Below are 16993 nucleotides of genomic sequence, written 5' to 3' on the forward strand. Positions count from 1 at the left end.
CGCTCCCCTCGACTAGAAGGGCACCAGCGGCGCCGGACCGTCGTCGGTCAGGATCCACGCGTCCCGCCCCTCGAACACGGCCACTTGCAAGGGCCGCCCCCAGCCCGTACCGCAATCCAGCGCCACGCGGTTGCCGTGATGCTCGGGCGCATCGACCGGTGTGTGGCCATGCACCACCAGCTTGCCATGATCCCGGTCGTCATACAGGAACGGCTCGCGCATCCACATCAGGTCCTCGGGCACCTGACGCTCCAGCGGCGTGCCGGGAGACACGCCCGCGTGACACAGGAACAGCTCTTCCGTCTCGAAGCTATAGGGCAAGGTGCTCAGGAACTGGCGATGCAGCCCAGGCACCTGCTCACGCCAGTCGCCTTCATACTCGGGGGTCTCGATCCCGTAAGAGGCCAGCGTTTCCCGCCCGCCAAGGTTGCCCTGCATCCACCACTGAAAGCGCACCGGTTCCATCCGACCTTCCAGCGCATCAAGAAACAACTGGTCGTGATTGCCCCGCAGCGCGGTCCAGTTCCGTCCTGCCGCGATCCCATCGATCAGCGTCTGCAACACGCCCCGGCTGTCCGGCCCGCGGTCCGAGTAATCGCCCAGGAACACGACCCGTGCATTCTCGTCCTGGTATTTTCCGATCAGGGCCAGCACGCGGTCGAGCTCTGAACGATAGCCATGGATGTCGGGGATCACGTAAATCGGTTCGGTCATGCCCCAGACCTAATACGCCAGGGCGCGACTGCAAACCCGTCTCAGGCGGCGAAGGCCCCAAAGGCTTCGGCCCCGTGATGCACGCGGTAGCTCTCGATGCCGATATCCCCCGACCAGCGCCACAGGGCCACGACGCCCTCGTCGCCGGTCTGGCAGGCATGGGGCAGGTAGGTCGAATGATGCACCGAATGCCCCGCCACCATCTCGCGTTGCGCGTCGCCTGCCGTCCACAGCGCCCGGCCCGCGATGATCACGTAGGTCTCGACCGCGGCATGGGAATGCAGCCCATAGCGGGTGTTTGGCCTCTGGTAATACAGCCCCGCCCGCGACGTCGGACAGAAGAGCGGCGCTTCCGGGCCCATCAGGTCCACGACCGAGAAAAGCGCCTCGTCCTCGGGCTTCATCTGGCTCGACACCGGGTTGTGCCCCCAGGGCAGCACGTCATGTGCGGCAAGCGCCGCCCGGGCCACGGCCAGCGGCGACGCGCCCAGCAGTCCGCAGATCGCATCGGTATCGCCGGGCGAGTCGTTCGTCAGCGGCGCGACCTCGGTCGCCGACAGCAGCGCCGCGGCGGTCTCGGTGGCGCAGGCCCGCCCCTCGGCGCGGAACACGGCGGCCATCTCGGACAGGAAAAGCTGGAACGGATCGTGCATCGGAACCTCCTCGGTCGAATGCACCTCGCTTAACGCAAACGGGCCGCCACGGCTTTCGCCGCAGCGACCCGGATAGGGTCGTTTTTCGCGCGTTTCCAGCCTGTGGCCACGTCGGGCGCCAAAGGCGGGGTGAACCCCGCCCTACGCAGACCGTAGGCCGGGGTTCACCCCGGCATCGCCCCACACCACAACCACGCGCCCGGGCCACTCACCCCACATCGAACTCCAACGCCCGAATCTGCTGAAACAGGCCCGTCTGATGCAGCTTGGCGATCACGTCCTCCGGCACCGGCGCATCGACATAAAGCAGCGCAATCGCCTCCGCCCCCGCCTTCGACCGGCCAAGGGTAAAGTTCGCGATGTTCACGCCATTGCCGCCCATGGTCTGGCCCAGCGCGCCGATGATCCCCGGCTCGTCGCGGTTCGTCGTATACAGCATGTGCTGCCCGATCTCGGCGTCGATATTGATGCCCTTGATCTGGATGAAGCGCGGCTTGCCGTCGCTGAATACCGTCCCGCCGATGGACCGCTCGCGCTCTGCCGTCACAACGGTCAGTTTGATATAGCCCTCGAACGCGCCCGACTTGTCCTGCTTGGTGGTCGAGATCTTGATCCCCCGTTCCTTGGCAATGAGCGGCGCGGACACCATGTTCACTTCCGGGTTCACCGCCTTCATGATCCCCGCCACGGACGCGCTGGTCAGCGCCTCCAGGTTCATCTGGCTGACGACACCGTCATACAGCAGGTTGATCGCCTTGATCGGCTCGTCCGTCATCTGCCCGATGAAATTGCCCAGATGATCGGCCAGCTTGATCCACGGTCCCATCACCTTGGCTTCCTCGGCGGTCACCGACGGCATGTTCAGCGCGTTGGTCACCGCGCCGGTCAACAGGTAATCCGACATCTGCTCGGCCACCTGCAACGCCACGTTCTCCTGCGCCTCGCTGGTCGCAGCCCCCAGATGCGGCGTGCAGACCACGTTGGGCAGTCCGAACAGCGGGTTTTCCGTCGCCGGCTCCTCGGCGAAGACGTCCAGCGCAGCACCGGCCACATGCCCCGATTGCAGCAACTCCGCCAAGGCCGCCTCGTCCACCAGCCCGCCCCGGGCACAGTTGACGATCCGCACGCCCTTCTTGGTCTTGCCAAGGTTCTCACGGCTCAGGATGTTGCGCGTGGCATCGATCAGCGGCGTATGCAGCGTGATGAAATCCGACCGCGCCAGCAACGTATCCAGATCCACCTTCTCGGCCCCCTTCTGCGCGATCTTCTCTTCGCTCAGCGTGGGGTCATAGGCGATCACCTTCATCTTCAGCCCCCGTGCCCGGTCGGCCACCACGCCGCCGATATTGCCGATGCCGATGATCCCCAGCGTCTTGTTTGTCAGCTCGACCCCCATGAACTTCGACTTTTCCCACTTGCCGGCATGGGTGCTGGCGCTCGCCTCGGGGATCTGCCGCGCCACGGCGAACATCATCGCGATGGCATGCTCGGCGGTGGTCACCATGTTGCCGAACGGCGTGTTCATCACGATCACGCCTTTCTTCGAGGCCGCCGCCTTGTCGACGTTGTCGGTGCCGATGCCCGCGCGGCCGATCACCTTGAGGTTCTTCGCCGCCTCCAGGATCGTCGGCGTGACCTTGGTGGCCGAACGGATCGCCAGACCGTCATAATCGCCGATCACCTCGGCCAGCTTGTCCTTGTCCTTGCCCAGCTCGGGCCTGAAATCCACCTCGATCCCCCGGTCGCGGAAGATCTGCACGGCGGTTTCACTCAGCTTGTCGGATACGAGTACCTTGGGAGCCATCTGTCTGGTCCTTCATCTTTGAATTCTGGGAATGGTGGGTTTGAAACCCACCCTACGGTTCACGTGGCGGTCGGTTTGAAACCCACCCTACACATCCCGCGTAGGGTGGGGTTTCACCTCACCTCAAACGGTCTCGGACAGCGCCGCAATCTCGGCGTTGAACGCCCACTCGATCCACGGCATCAGCGCGGCCACATCGGCGGTCTCCACCGTGCCCCCGCACCAGATCCGCAAGCCCGGAGGCGCGTCGCGATAGGCGCCGATGTCATAGGCCACGCCCTCGGCTTCCAGCCGCTTGGCCACGGCCTTGGCAAACGCCGCCCCGTCGCTGATCCGATCGTCGTTGAACTTCAGGCAGACGCTGGTGTTCGACGCCGTCGCCGGATCCTTGGCCAGGAATTCAACCCACTCATGCGTGCCGACGAAATCCGCCACCGCCTTGGTGTTGGCATCCGCCCGCGCCATCAGGCCACTCAGCCCGCCGACGGACCGTGCCCAGTCCAGCGCCAGCAGGTAATCCTCCACCGCCAGCATCGACGGTGTGTTGATCGTCGCCCCCTCGAAAATGCCCTCGATCAGCTTGCCGCCTTTCGTCAGGCGGAAAATCTTCGGCATCGGCCATGGTGGCGTATAGCTTTCCAACCGCTCCACCGCGCGCGGGCTCAGCACCAGCATCCCGTGCGCCGCCTCGCCGCCCAGCACCTTCTGCCAACTGAACGTCACCACATCCAGCTTGTCCCACGGCAGGTCCTGCGCAAAGGCCGCAGAGGTTGCGTCGCAGATCGTCAGACCCTGACGGTCCGCCTTGATCCAGTCGCCGTCCGGCACCCGCACGCCGCTGGTTGTGCCGTTCCAGGTGAACACCACGTCATTGTCCGTATCCACACTACCAAGATCGACGATCTCGCCATACTCGGCGGTCTTGACCTCGGCATCGAGCTTCAGCTGCTTCACCACATCCGTGACCCAGCCCGCGCCAAAGCTTTCCCAGGCCAACATCTCGACCTTGCGCGCGCCCAAGAGGCTCCACATCGCCATCTCGACGGCACCTGTGTCAGAGGCCGGCACGATACCGACCTTGTAATCATCGGGAATCCCCAGAACCTCACGTGTGCCGTCAATCGCGGCCTTCAGCTTGGCCTTGCCAACAGCGGCGCGGTGCGACCGGCCCAAGGGCGCGTCGGCAAGCTTGCTCAATTCGAAAACGGGGGGTTTGGCACAGGGGCCAGAGGAAAAACGCGGGTTTGCCGGCCGCGTCGCCGGTTGTTCAATAGCCATTACTGCTATCCTTCCAGATAAGCGCCCCTCGTTGGGGAGGGGTGTCCCACCTTTTGGATTACGCTGGCCGCACCGGCCCCGCAAGAGGGAAAATCGCCAAGGCGCGGCGGTTTGCGGTCCGAAAGCGACCCCGGCGGCTATCATCGGAAACTTCGTCAAGAGAGCCTTTCATACTGCGCGAGTAAGCCACGAATTGCGCTTAATGGTTGAATCGCACCGCAGCCTCCTTACTTCAATGAAGCTAAATGGGCATCAAAACATCGGCTGAATGAGGGCGCCACAGTGGAGATCATTCTGGGGCAATTGATAACCTTCGTGCAGAAACGCGCCGGGACCAGTTTGTCGTCGAGAATCCTTGTATGGACCGTGATCGGGCTATCGTTGATCCTCTGCGGGTTGGCAACGTATATGGCGATACACAACAATATGGCCGCTTACTAGGGCGTTACTTCGCAAGCGGTCCACTGCCCAACGAATCCGTCGACATACGCTGACGACACTTGACCAACGCAGTAGAGATCGCGATGGAGTCGCGCGGCCCCACCTAGAACCCCACCCCAACCTGCGCTATGCCCGCACTCAAAGCGCATAGCGGAGACGCCCCCATGTTCACCACCACCCTCATCGCGCCTCCGGGCAAACTCGACCCCGCACTGGTCGAGAACCTGCGCAACGCGTGGGGCGGGTTCGACGCCCGCTGGCTGTCGCCCGACGAGGCGGCGGAGTTCGACATGGCCGCGCTCCCCGACAACCAGTGGGAGGTCTGGGAGAACCTGCAAACCCTGCAAACCGACCTTCTCGTCCAGCCGTCCGAGAACCGCCGCAAGCGGATGCTGCTGGCCGACATGGACAGCACCATGATCCAACAGGAATGCATCGACGAACTGGCCGAAGAGGCCGGCGTCGGCGCGCATGTGAAAGACATCACCGCCCGCGCCATGAACGGCGAGCTCGACTTCGAAGGCGCGCTCCTGGAACGCGTCGCCCTGCTCAGGGATCTCCCCGAAGACGTCATCGCAGAAGTGCTCGACACCCGCATCACCCTCATGCCCGGCGGCGCCACCCTGCTCGCCACGATGAAAGCCCACGGTGCCTACACCGCCCTCGTATCGGGCGGTTTCACCGCCTTCACCTCGCATATCGCCACGCTGCTCGGCTTCGACGAGAACCGCGCCAACACGCTGCTTGCCGAAGATGGCAAGCTTACCGGCGACGTGGCCCGCCCCATCCTCGGGCGCGAGGCTAAGATGCAGGCGCTCGCCGACATCACCACCCGCCTCAACATCTCTGAGATCGACGTGCTGGCGGTTGGCGACGGGGCCAACGACCTGGGGATGCTCGCCCGCGCCGGCAGCGGTGTCGCGCTTCACGCCAAGCCCTCGGTCGCCGCCCAATGCGATCTGCGCATCAACCACGGCGACCTCACCGCGCTCCTTTACCTGCAAGGCTACGACCGCAGCGATTTCCAGATCCTGTAGGGTGGGCGAAAGCCCACGCGTTACCCGATTAAATTAATCTTTACGTTAATTAACGTTTGCGTTAATTAATGCGTCATGACCCACCTGACCGACACCTTCGCCGCCCTCTCCGACCCGACCCGTCTTGCCGTGGTCGAGCGCCTGATGGCCGAGGGCGAACTGCCCGCCGGCCGCCTCGTCGAACAGGCGGATATCAGCGCCCCGGCCATGTCCCGCCACCTCAAGGTGCTGCGGCAGGCCGGGCTCGTGGAACAGCGCATCCAGGGCACCAGCCGGCTCTATTCCGTCCGCGCACAGGCGCTGAAATCCATCGCCGACTGGACGCTCGATCACCGCGCCTTCTGGCAGGCGTCGATGGACCGCCTCGCCACCCACCTCGCTTTTCAGGACGGGGACTGACCGATGGGCGAGGTCCGCATCACCCGCGACTTCCCCGTCACGCCCGAACGCCTCTTCCGCGCCGTCACCCAGCGCGCCGAGGTACTGGAATGGTGGGGCCATGACGGCATGACCCTCCCCGACACGTCCCTCGATTTCACCCGCGAGGGTCCCTGGCATTCCGAGATGCGCGATGCCCACGGCAACCGCTACCGCATGTCGGGACAGGTGACGCATGTCGACCCGCCGCACAGCGTCGGCTTCACCTGGACATGGCACCTGCCCGAAGGCATGCGCGCCCCCGAAAGCCACGTCACCTTCACCGTAACCCCCGCTGCGGGCGGCGCCCGGCTGACCATCGACCACCGCGACCTGCCCGATGACGACCGCGCCGCGCGGCACGAAACCGGCTGGACAAGCGGCCCGATGGTCCGCCTCGCCCGCCACCTGCAAAGCCATCCACACTGACCCCTGAAAGGAGACCGACACATGCCCAAGTACATCCTCGCCTATCACGGCGGCGGCCGGCCCGAGACCGAAGAAGAGGGTCTCAAGGCGATGACCGCCTGGGAAGGCTGGCTCGGCGGCCTTGGCGGCAAGCTCATCGACCCCGGCAACCCCGTCGGCATGTCCAGGACGGTCAGCACCGAGGGCATCGCCGACAATGGCGGGTCCAACCCGATCTCGGGCTATTCCATCGTCGAGGCCGCGGATGACACCGAGGCCTGCGAGATCGCCCGCGGCTGCCCGATCCTCGACGGCGGCAAGGGCAGTGTCGAGGTCGCCCCGATCGTCGAAATGTGATCCACGCGTCCCGGGCTCGACCCGGGACCTCACCTGCCCTGTCGGGCCGTCAGCCCGCTCTCGACCCGCCGCAGCACCGCGCGGTGCGTCAACCCGGCCCCCCGGCGAAAATCGCACCGTCGCGATACCACCCGGATACCGACGCGGGTACCGACGTGCCGTTTTCGGCGATTCCCAACGCCTTAACCTTTCGATTCGCCGATTCACCTTGTCCCGCCCCCGGCTTGCCCCTAGGTTCCTGTTGAAACCTCGGGGTGTCGCCCGGCCCGGCCCGGCGACTGAGATGCAGATCGCAAACCCGTTGAACCTGAACCGGCTGAAACCGGCGGAGGGAAGGTCATGCACCCGCATCGCGCCGCACCCTCCACCGAAACGGAGGATGCCATGAAACACCTTGTTTTCACTGCGGGATTCCTGACTGCCGCCACGTCCGCCGTGGCCCAGGAGTCAGACCAGACGCCCGAACTGACCGTCTACACCTATGACAGCTTCGTCGCCGAATGGGGCCCCGGCCCGCAGATCGAAAAGGCGTTCGAGGCCACCTGCAACTGCGACCTCAACCTCGTCGGCGTCGAGGATGGCGCAGCCCTGCTGGCCCGCGTCCGGCTGGAGGGGGAAAATACCGACGCCGACATCGTCCTCGGCCTCGACACCAACCTGACCGCCGCCGCCAAGGACACCGGCCTCTTCGCCGAACACGGACAATCCCCCGACCTCGATCTGCCGATCACCTGGGACGACCCGGTCTTCCTGCCCTACGACTGGGGCTATTTCGCCTTCGTCCACGACAAGAACATGGAAGCGCCCAGCAATTTCAAGGCCCTGGCCGACAGCGACACCTCCATCGTCATCCAGGATCCGCGCTCGTCCACGCCCGGCCTCGGCCTGCTGATGTGGGTCAAGACCGCCTATGGCGACGAGGCCCCGGCGGTCTGGGAGGGGCTCTCGGACAACATCGTCACCGTCACCAAGGGCTGGACCGAAGCCTATGGCCTTTTCCTCGAAGGCGAGGCCGACATGGTGCTCTCCTACACCACCTCGCCCGCCTATCACCTGATCGCCGAAGAGGACGCCACCAAGACCGCCGCCGCCTTCGACGAAGGCCATTACATGCAGGTCGAGGTGGCCGGCAAACTGGCCTCCACCGATCAGCCGGACTTGGCCGACCAGTTCCTGCAATTCATGCTGACCGACCAGTTTCAATCGGTCATCCCGACGACCAACTGGATGTACCCCGCCATCCAGCTTGAGGACGGCCTGCCAGGCGGATTCGACACGCTTGTAAAACCGGAAAAATCCCTGCTTCTCAGCGCCGAAGAGGCCGCCGCCGCCCGCGATGCGGCGCTTGATGAATGGCTGAACGCGCTCAGCCGCTAAGCGCCAGACCGGGATGGACCGCCGCCGCCCTCGTGGCGGCGCTCATCTTCGGGGCGCTTCTGGCCGTCGCCCTGCGCGCCGAAACCGGGCGCGGCTTCAACGCCGCCGACTGGGCCGCCCTGCGCTTCACGCTGGTACAGGCAACGCTCTCCGCGCTCTTCTCTGTCATCTTGGCCATCCCAGTCGCCCGCGCCCTCGCCCGCCGCCGGTTCCGGGGCCGCAGCCTGCTGATCGCCCTTCTGGGCGCGCCGTTCATCCTGCCCGTAATCGTCGCCGTTCTGGGCCTGATCGAGGTCTTCGGCCGGGGCGGCTGGGTCAGTGCGGCGCTTGGCGCGCTCGGCCTGCCGCCGGTGCAGATCTACGGGTTGCACGGCGTCGTCCTCGCGCATGTGTTCTTCAACTTGCCCCTCGCTACCCGCCTTGTCCTCCAAGGCTGGCAAGAGATCCCCGCCGAACGCTTTCGCCTCGCCACGCTTCTGGGCATCGACGGCTGGTCGATGTTCCGGGTGATCGAACTGCCGATGCTCCTGCGCCTGATCCCCGGCGCCTTTACCGTGATCTTCGCCATCTGCCTCACCAGCTTTGCCGTTGCCCTCACCCTAGGCGGCGGGCCGCGTGCCACCACGATAGAACTCGCCATTTACCAGGCGTTCAGGTTTGACTTCGATCTTGGGCGGGCCGCGCTTTTGTCCGCCGTGCAGCTTGGCCTGACAGTTTTCGCCGGGGGCATCGCCCTCTGGCTGGCGCGCGGCGAAGGCTTCGGCTCGGGCCTCGACCGCGGATTGCGCCGGTTCGACGGAAAAACGACCACCGCACGGTGGGTTGACGCGCTGTTCATCTGTGTCGCGGCAGTCTTCCTGCTGGTCCCGCTCATGGCCATCGCGCTGTCGGGCCTGCCGGGATTCGCGGACATGCCGGAACAAGTCTGGACCGCCGCGCTCACCTCGCTCGGCGTCGCGGCGCTCAGCACGGTCCTGCTGCTCTGCATGGCACTGCCCATGACCGCCGCCATCGCCACCGGACGGGGCCGCATGGTGGAAATCGCGGGCCTCCTGGGCCTCGCCGCGTCACCGCTGGTGATCGGCACCGGGCTCTTCATCGCGATCCGGCCCTACGCCAACCCGCAGGCGTTTGCCCTACCCGTCACGGCGCTCGTCAACGCCATCACCGTCCTGCCCTTCGCCCTGCGCATTCTCGTGCCCCGCGCCCGCGACATCATCAACCGGCAGGGCCGCCTCGGCCTGTCGCTCGGCATGGCCGGCCTGCCCTTCCTGCGCCACGTCCTCTTGCCCCGCCTGCGCCCGCAGATCGGGTTCGCCGCCGGACTGGCCGCAGCCCTCTCGATGGGCGATCTCGGCGTCATCACGCTCTTTGCCGATCCCGACGTGGCTACCCTGCCCTTGCAGATCTACCGCCTCATGGGCTCCTACCAGATGGAGGCCGCAGCCGCCGCCTCCTTCCTGCTGCTGATCCTGTCCTTCGGGGTCTTCTGGCTGCTGGATCGTGGAGGACACCGCCATGCTGAAACTTGACGCCACCTCCATCCGCAACGGCAGCTTCGCGCTGGCCGCCGACCTGACCGTGCCGGAACGCGCGACCGTCGCCGTCATCGGCCCCTCGGGCGCCGGCAAGTCCACCCTGATCGAAGGGATCGCGGGCTTTCTGCCCGTGGCAGAGGGGCACATTACCTGGCACGGCGCCGACATCACCAATCAGCCCCCCGGCACCCGCCCCGTCGCCATGCTGTTTCAGGAGGACAACCTCTTCCCGCACCTGACACTGGCGCAGAACGTCGGCCTTGGCCTCTCACCCAACCTGCGCCTGTCACCCTCCGACAGGATCCGCGTGACCCAGGCTCTGGACCGCGTCGGCCTGGCGGACATGGACGCCCGCAAACCCGGCGAGCTGTCAGGCGGCCAGCGCAGCCGCGCGGCGCTCGCCCGGGTCATGCTGCAGGACAAGCCGTTGCTCCTGCTGGATGAACCCTTCGCCGCGCTTGGCCCGGCGCTGCGTATGGAGATGCTCGACCTCGTCGCAGAGATCGCCCGCGAAACAGGCGCGACCCTCCTGATGATCTCTCACGCACCAGAGGACGCCCGGCGCATTACCGAACAGGCCATCCTCGTCGCCGACGGCACCGCGCACGCCCCGCGACCGACCGCCGACCTGCTCGACGATCCGCCGCCGGTCCTGCGCGACTATCTCGGCGCGTAGACCTTCATTTCAAAAGAAAAAAATCGGCACGGACCGACCCCTGACGGGGCCTGAAGATCAAGAGGACGGGCACCGATGCACTCATCTGGGGAATGTGCCCGCCTTCCGGCCCGTGCCGCGGCCCGGGTGTTTCATGAAACACCACGGGCGTAAGAATGGGGCGCGCGCTCAGGATGGGGGGAAAGGCGCACGCCCCGGCCGGGTGACGGCCTAGGCGGGAAGGATGCCCGCCTCTTGTCCTGCCGCGACTTCGGCTTCGCTCAGCATGCCATCGGCATCAGAGTCCAGTTGCTCGAAAGTGCCGGCCGGCGCATCGGGCATCGCGGCCTGGAATTCTTCCATCGAGACCATGCCGTCGCCGTCGGTATCCGCTTCCAAGGCAAAGGCCAGGGCCGGTACGGTCAGGGCAAGCGCGAACGTCGCTGCAGAAAGTGTCTTGGTCATCTTTGGTTTCCCTTTTCTGGGTTCAGGTTGTCCGGGGCGTTTCTGCCCGCGGACCCTGAACATGAGCGCGCCATTCCAATCCCGAAAGTGCCTGTCGCCGGACGAAAGCCGTTCGTGCGAAATCAGGCCTAAAGCGTCGGTTTTCCTCGGCATTGTGCTGCCGGTGTTGGGCAGGGAAACGCCGCAACGCGAAAACCAGCGCATGGCGGATACGGCAATCGGCAGGATGTCGTCAAAGGCGCCGCGACACCTTGAAGAGTCACACCAGCAGCCCGTCGACCGGCTTCACGATTCCGGTGCGCACCTTGCGGCGATTCAGGATCGGCGCGTTCATGAATCTCAGCGTCGCCGGATGCTCGGGCGCAAGCACACCGATGCGCACCAGCAAGGCGGCGATGGTGCAATTCGCGGCCCGCGTGCTGCCATCCGCAACTTTGAGCGCGATGCCCAGCTTTTTGGTCGGCGCGATGGCCACGAAGAAGCCTTCGGCGCCCGTCTTCAGCGCCACGGGCTCGTGGCAGGCTTTCATCAGCTCGGTACAGGCGCGTTTCTCGCCCGCCACCAACAGCGGATTGGCGATCATCGCCTCTCGCAGCCGCACCGCAGCATCCTGCCGAGCGCCACCGCCTTCTGTGGCATTGGCGAACCAGCCCATGGCGCGCCCCATCCCGCGCATCGTGGTGATCGAGTTGGGCGCATTGCACCCGTCCGGCGCAAATCCGGGGCTGCGCGCGCCGGTCAACTCCTCGAACGCCTCGAAACAGGCGCGCTGCACCGGGTGGTCCGGGTCCACGTATTCGGGCCCGCCGTTCAGGTGCTTCGAGAGGGTCATGAACCCGGCATGCTTGCCGGAACAGTTGTTGTGCACCTGGCAGGGCGATCCGTCGGTCTTGATCAGGTGGTTGAACGCGGCGCGGTCCTGCGGCATCTGCGGGCCGCAGCGGAAATCGTCGTCGCTCAGGCCCAACCCGTGGATCCAGTCGGTCACCGCATCGGTATGCACCGCCGCGCCCTGGTGCGATGCGCAGGCCAGTGCCAGCTGCTTTTGGGTCAGGCCGAACGCATCCGCCGCACCGCTATCAACCAGCGGCATCGCCTGGATCATCTTGGCCGAGCTGCGCGGATATATCACCGCGTCCGGGTCGCCCCATGCCTCGATCACCTCGCCTTGCGCATTGCAGATCACGGCATGGCCCAGATGCAGGCTTTCCACGATGTCTCCACGCCAGATTTCGGTCAGGGGAACGGCATTCGTCACTTGGGGCCTCCGGTCGTCGGGCTGGTCGTCTCGGCGCGTCATTCCTACGGCGAAAATTCGCCAATTGCACCTTTCATGTCTCGCGTGTTTCAGGCTAGTATTGCAATGTCGAGAAGGAAATGGCTGCACGTGCAGAAAATCCCGTCAGGGGATGAGTGCCGCCAGGGACGATTGAGGCAAAAGGACAGCTTGGAGGCTGGACAAATGGGATCATTCAAAGCATTCGGCGCCGCCGCGGCCCTGTTGGCCATGGTCGCGTCGGGCGCAACCGCACAAGACGAAAGCACCAACCAGGTCGCCGCGAAAACCGCTTGGAGCGTGTTCGAGGACGCCGACCCGAAAGAGTGCTGGGCCGTCAGTTCACCCACCGAGACGGTGAACACCAAGGATGGGCGCGTCGTCGCCGTCCGCCGTGGCGACATCTTGCTGATGACCTTCTTCCGGCCCGGCGCGGGCGTGGACGGTCAGATCACCTTTACCGGCGGCTACCCCTTTGCGGGCGGCTCGACCGTGAACGTCAATATCGGCGGCACCGAGTTCGAGATGTTCACCGAGGGCGAGTGGGCCTGGCCGGCAAGCGCGTCCGACGACGCCAAGATCATCGCGGCGATGAAGCGGGGCGCCGATGCCGTGCTCACCGCGCGGTCCGGGCGGGGCACGGTCACCAAGGACACGTTCTCGCTCCTGGGCTACACCGCCGCCCTGGAAGAAGCCGAGAACCGCTGCAAGTAAGCCTGGCCGCAAGCTAGCCGATGACGTCGCGCGGGGCCGCCGCGCGGCGCAAACGGTCGTTGATCGCCCGGCCCAACCCGCTGTCCGGGATCGGTGCCACGGCGATTCCGCCCACATTCGCGGCGTCCAGCCGGTGCAAATACCCGAAAAGATGCGCGGCCGCTTCCACCAGGTCGCCGGTGGGCGACAGGTTCAGGTCGCTCTCCATCGGCCCGAAGCCCAGCATCAGCTCGCCCTCGGCCACCTCGGTCGCGTTCAGGCGCACCGCCGCTCCCGGCGCGTAATGCGAGGTCATCTGCCCCGGCGCGGTCAGCGTGCCACCCTCGACGTGCCGCTCCAGCGATGTGCCCAGTGCAGCCTCAATGGCCTCTGCCGGAATGCCCCCGGGCCGCAACAGCGTCGGCGCGCCGTCCAGCCCCAGGATGGTCGATTCCAACCCCACGTCACAGGCTCCGCCCTCGACGATCGCCTCGATCCGACCCGACAGGCCCGCCGCCACATGCGCCGCCTCGGTCGGGCTGATCCGCCCCGAGGGGTTGGCCGACGGGGCCGCCACCGGCCCGCCGAAGGCGCGCAGCAGCGCCTGCGCCACCGGATGCGCGGGCACCCGCACCGCCAGCGTGGGCAACTCCGCCGTCACCAGCGGGGACAGCCCCGCCCCGCCCCGGATCGGCAAGACCAGCGTGATCGCCCCGGGCCAGAAGGCCGTGGCCAGGATTTCCGCCGCGTCCGACCACTCCACCAGCGTCCTGGCGACGTCGGCGTCGGGCACATGCACGATCAGCGGGTTGAACCGGGGCCGCCCCTTGGCCTCGAAGATGCGCGCGACCGCGTGATCGTCCCGCGCATCCGCGCCAAGCCCGTAAACCGTCTCCGTCGGAAAGGCGACAAGCCCGCCCGCGCGCCAGACCTCTGCCGCCTGCGCATATCCCTCCGCATCGGCGGTCAGGTGTCGTGTCTCAAGTGTCATGGTCGGTCTGACGCCGCGTTTCTGTTGCCGTGTCGGGCGGGTGCAATAGTGTTGATACCAAGCCCAAGTCACAGTTACAGATGCCTGTGCCGGATTCCAAGCCGCGCCGCCCATCGCCATTCGGGAGATACCGATGCCCTACCGCGCCCCTGTCGAGGATTTTCAGTTCCTGTTCGACCACGTGGTCGGCCTGGACCGCGTCACCGCCACCGACCGCTTCGCCGAGGCGACGCCGGACGTCACCGCCGCGATCCTCGCCGAAGCCGGCAAGCTGTGCGAAGAGGTGCTGGCCCCCCTGCAACGCCCCGGCGACCTGCATCCTGCCAGGCTGGAAAACGGCGTCGTGCGCACCAGCCCGGGCTATGCCGAGGGCTACAAGGCCATCGCCGAGGGCGGCTGGGTCGCCATCGCCGCCGATCCCGAGCATGGCGGCATGGGTCTGCCGATGGTGGTCACAACCGCGGTCAATGACATGATGTCCGCCGCCTGCCTGTCGCTGCAACTCAGCCCGCTAATGACGCAAGGCCAGATCGAGGCGCTGGAACATCACGCCAGCGACGCGCTCAAGCAGACCTACCTGCCCAAACTGGTCAGCGGCGAGTGGACCGGCACCATGAACCTGACCGAGGCGCAGGCCGGCAGCGACGTCGGTGCGCTTTCCACCAAGGCCGTGCCCAATGGTGACGGAACCTACGCCATCACCGGCCAGAAGATCTATATCAGCTGGGGCGACAACGACTTCACCCCCAATGTCTGCCACCTCGTGCTGGCCCGCCTGCCCGACGCCAAGCCGGGGACCAAGGGCATCAGCCTGTTCCTCGTGCCGAAATTCATCCCGGACGAGAACGGCGAACCGGGCCGCGCCAACGATCTCAAGGTCGTCAGCCTGGAACACAAGATGGGCCTGCATGGCAGCCCGACTGCCGTCATGCAGTATGACGGCGCCACCGGCTGGCTGGTGGGCGAGGAACATGACGGGATGCGCGCCATGTTCACCATGATGAACAACGCCCGGCTGGGTGTGGGCACCCAAGGGGTGGGCGTCGCCGACGGCGCCTACCAGCACGCGCTGGCCTATGCGCAGGACCGCAAGCAGGGCCGCAGCTTGATCCAGAACGGCACCGGCACCATCATCGACCACGCCAACGTGCGCCGGATGCTGGCTACGATGAAGGCCGAGGTCTTTGCCGCCCGCGCCATCGCGCTTTCCTGTGCCGCCGCCATCGACATGGAAACCGCCACCGCCGAGCCCGACTGGGCCGCGCGCGCCGCGTTCCTGACGCCCATCGCCAAGGCCTTCGGCACCTATACCGGCATTTCCGTCGCCAACATGGGCATCCAGCTGCATGGCGGCATGGGCTTCATCGAGGAAACCGGCGCCGCGCAATACCTGCGTGACGTCCGCGTGACCGCGATCTACGAGGGCACCAACGGCATCCAGGCGATGGACCTCGTGGGCCGCAAGCTGATGGACGGGGGCGAGGCCGCCTATGCCCTCCTCGACGAGATCGAAAGCACCGCCGAGGCCGCCCGCGCAAAGCAGCCCGAGCTGGCCGAGCCGGTCTGGCAAGCCACCGAATCGCTGCGCGAGGCGACCGAGTGGATGGTCGCGCAGACCGAGATGAACAACCGCTTCGCCGGGGCCGTGCCGTTCCTGCGGGCCTTCGCGCGCGTCCTTGGCGGCCATGCGCACCTGCTGGCGGCGATGCACGACACCGATGGCACCCGCACGCGCCTCGCGCGGTTCTACATCACCCGTATCCTGCCCGAGGCGCAGGCCCATATCGCCCACGCCACCGCCGGGGCGGATGACCTCTACGCCCTCGCCCCAGAAGACTTCGCAGCCTGATGGCCGACGGAAGCAAGATCACCACCCCCTGGGACGAAGCCCCCGATCACGGCGCGGCCGTCGAGGTCGCGCCCGGCATCCTGTGGATCCGCCTGCCCCTGCCCATGGCGCTGGATCACGTCAACATCTACGCGCTGGACGAGGGCGACAGCTGGACCATCGTGGATACCGGCGTGCGCACCAAGCGCTCCATCGCGCTGTGGGAAGATGTCTTGGCCGGCCCCTTGCAAGGCAAGCCCGTCTCCCGCGTGATCCTCACCCACCACCACCCCGACCATATCGGCATGGCCGGCTGGCTGATGGACCGCTTCGGCGCGGAGCTATCAATGACGCGCACCGCCTACCTGATGGCCCGGATGCTGATCCTCGACGTAGAGGAGCGCCCCACGCCCCAGGCGCTCGAATTCTGGCTCCGCGCGGGCATGGATCCGGACATCTTCGAGGCCCGCAAGAACGACCGTCCGTTCAATTTCGCCGACAGCTGCGCGCCCATCCCCGTGGGCTATACCCGCCTGCAACAGGGCGGCACGCTCACCGTCGGGGGCCGCACCTGGGATATCCACGTCGGCCACGGCCACGCGCCCGAACACCTGACGCTCTGGTCGCGCGACGATGCGCTGGTGATCGCGGGCGACCAGATCATCTCGTCGATCAGTCCCAATATCGGCGTCTACCCGACCGAGCCCGACGCCGACCCGCTGGGTGAATGGCTGGAAAGCTGCGAACGTCTGTCTGCGCTTGCCCGCCCCGAGCAGCTGGTCCTCTCGGGTCACAAGCTGCCCTTCACCGGCCTGCCTACCCGAATGCGCCAACTGGCCGAGAACCACCACGGCGCGCTCAAGCGGCTTGAGAAACACCTCGCCACGCCCCGCACCGCGGCCGAGTGCTTCCCGCCGCTCTTCAAGCGCAAGATCGACGGCGGCACCTACGGCCTTGCCTTGGTCGAGGCGGTTGCACATCTCAACCACCTGCATCAGGCTGGCCGCATCACGCGGACCCTGAACGACGACGGCGCGTGGCTCTGGCAAGCGAAGGACTAG

Annotated in this window: 17 protein-coding genes and 1 riboswitch; of the genes, 10 read left to right on the forward strand and 7 right to left on the reverse strand. The window is 66.1% G+C overall.

Annotation, left to right across the window (positions count from 1 at the left end; genetic code table 11):
- Positions 1 to 12: 12 nt before the first annotated feature.
- From ACQY4V_RS16260 to ACQY4V_RS16275, 4 genes are all read right to left on the reverse strand, one after another.
- A complete protein-coding gene (locus ACQY4V_RS16260) occupies positions 13 to 714 on the reverse strand; it encodes a metallophosphoesterase family protein (RefSeq protein WP_428513435.1) in 702 nt (233 codons plus the stop codon).
- A gap of 41 nt (positions 715 to 755) precedes the next feature.
- Entirely contained in the window at positions 756 to 1367 is a 612-nt protein-coding gene (locus ACQY4V_RS16265; RefSeq protein WP_428513437.1) for a dimethylsulfonioproprionate lyase family protein, read from the reverse strand.
- A 208-nt stretch (positions 1368 to 1575) separates the two neighbouring features.
- The gene (gene serA, locus ACQY4V_RS16270; RefSeq protein WP_428513439.1) at positions 1576 to 3171 is read right to left on the reverse strand and encodes a phosphoglycerate dehydrogenase; all 1596 of its coding nucleotides are present in this window, start codon (positions 3169 to 3171) and stop codon (positions 1576 to 1578) included.
- Between the two features lie 123 nt (positions 3172 to 3294).
- Positions 3295 to 4449: a phosphoserine transaminase gene (locus ACQY4V_RS16275; RefSeq protein WP_428513441.1), complete on the reverse strand. Its 1155-nt coding sequence runs from the start codon at positions 4447 to 4449 to the stop codon at positions 3295 to 3297.
- A 605-nt stretch (positions 4450 to 5054) separates the two neighbouring features.
- Between ACQY4V_RS16275 and serB the strand changes: the two genes are divergently transcribed.
- From serB to ACQY4V_RS16310, 7 genes are all read left to right on the forward strand, one after another.
- The gene (gene serB / locus ACQY4V_RS16280) at positions 5055 to 5927 is read left to right on the forward strand and encodes a phosphoserine phosphatase SerB (RefSeq protein ID WP_428513443.1); all 873 of its coding nucleotides are present in this window, start codon (positions 5055 to 5057) and stop codon (positions 5925 to 5927) included.
- Between the two features lie 75 nt (positions 5928 to 6002).
- The gene (locus ACQY4V_RS16285; RefSeq protein WP_428513445.1) at positions 6003 to 6326 is read left to right on the forward strand and encodes an ArsR/SmtB family transcription factor; all 324 of its coding nucleotides are present in this window, start codon (positions 6003 to 6005) and stop codon (positions 6324 to 6326) included.
- 3 nt (positions 6327 to 6329) lie between these two features.
- Positions 6330 to 6773 carry an SRPBCC family protein gene (locus tag ACQY4V_RS16290; RefSeq protein ID WP_428513447.1) on the forward strand — a complete coding sequence of 148 codons (444 nt, stop codon included), beginning with the start codon at positions 6330 to 6332 and terminating at the stop codon, positions 6771 to 6773.
- Between the two features lie 21 nt (positions 6774 to 6794).
- A complete protein-coding gene (locus ACQY4V_RS16295) occupies positions 6795 to 7109 on the forward strand; it encodes a hypothetical protein (RefSeq protein WP_428513449.1) in 315 nt (104 codons plus the stop codon).
- 240 nt (positions 7110 to 7349) lie between these two features.
- A riboswitch (TPP riboswitch) is annotated at positions 7350 to 7460 on the forward strand.
- A gap of 33 nt (positions 7461 to 7493) precedes the next feature.
- Positions 7494 to 8486 (forward strand): thiamine ABC transporter substrate binding subunit, encoded by a 993-nt coding sequence (thiB, locus tag ACQY4V_RS16300; protein ID WP_428513451.1) that lies wholly within the window; start codon positions 7494 to 7496, stop codon positions 8484 to 8486.
- Complete coding sequence (locus ACQY4V_RS16305; RefSeq protein ID WP_428513453.1) at positions 8462 to 10018, forward strand: thiamine/thiamine pyrophosphate ABC transporter permease ThiP; 1557 nt, start codon at positions 8462 to 8464, stop codon at positions 10016 to 10018. Before thiB ends, ACQY4V_RS16305 begins: the two co-directional genes overlap by 25 nt.
- A complete protein-coding gene (locus tag ACQY4V_RS16310; RefSeq protein WP_428513455.1) occupies positions 10005 to 10700 on the forward strand; it encodes an ATP-binding cassette domain-containing protein in 696 nt (231 codons plus the stop codon). Before ACQY4V_RS16305 ends, ACQY4V_RS16310 begins: the two co-directional genes overlap by 14 nt.
- Before the next feature lie 210 nt (positions 10701 to 10910).
- Here ACQY4V_RS16310 and ACQY4V_RS16315 read toward each other — a convergent pair whose 3' ends face one another.
- Together ACQY4V_RS16315 and ACQY4V_RS16320 are read right to left on the reverse strand one after the other, a co-directional pair.
- Positions 10911 to 11144 (reverse strand): EF-hand domain-containing protein, encoded by a 234-nt coding sequence (locus ACQY4V_RS16315; protein WP_152494603.1) that lies wholly within the window; start codon positions 11142 to 11144, stop codon positions 10911 to 10913.
- A 259-nt stretch (positions 11145 to 11403) separates the two neighbouring features.
- Positions 11404 to 12444 (reverse strand): asparaginase, encoded by a 1041-nt coding sequence (locus tag ACQY4V_RS16320; RefSeq protein WP_428513457.1) that lies wholly within the window; start codon positions 12442 to 12444, stop codon positions 11404 to 11406.
- A 162-nt stretch (positions 12445 to 12606) separates the two neighbouring features.
- Between ACQY4V_RS16320 and ACQY4V_RS16325 the strand changes: the two genes are divergently transcribed.
- Positions 12607 to 13134, forward strand: coding sequence for an invasion associated locus B family protein (locus tag ACQY4V_RS16325; protein WP_254702893.1), 528 nt, complete (start codon positions 12607 to 12609; stop codon positions 13132 to 13134).
- Between the two features lie 13 nt (positions 13135 to 13147).
- Here ACQY4V_RS16325 and ACQY4V_RS16330 read toward each other — a convergent pair whose 3' ends face one another.
- Complete coding sequence (locus ACQY4V_RS16330; protein WP_428513459.1) at positions 13148 to 14104, reverse strand: L-threonylcarbamoyladenylate synthase; 957 nt, start codon at positions 14102 to 14104, stop codon at positions 13148 to 13150.
- Between the two features lie 133 nt (positions 14105 to 14237).
- Between ACQY4V_RS16330 and ACQY4V_RS16335 the strand changes: the two genes are divergently transcribed.
- Positions 14238 to 15953 (forward strand): acyl-CoA dehydrogenase, encoded by a 1716-nt coding sequence (locus ACQY4V_RS16335; protein WP_428513461.1) that lies wholly within the window; start codon positions 14238 to 14240, stop codon positions 15951 to 15953.
- Positions 15953 to 16993, forward strand: coding sequence for an MBL fold metallo-hydrolase (locus ACQY4V_RS16340; RefSeq protein ID WP_428513463.1), 1041 nt, complete (start codon positions 15953 to 15955; stop codon positions 16991 to 16993). The genes ACQY4V_RS16335 and ACQY4V_RS16340 overlap by 1 nt, the downstream gene beginning before the upstream one ends.

Source organism: Roseovarius sp. (assembly GCF_965277045.1).
Lineage (GTDB): Bacteria > Pseudomonadota > Alphaproteobacteria > Rhodobacterales > Rhodobacteraceae > Roseovarius.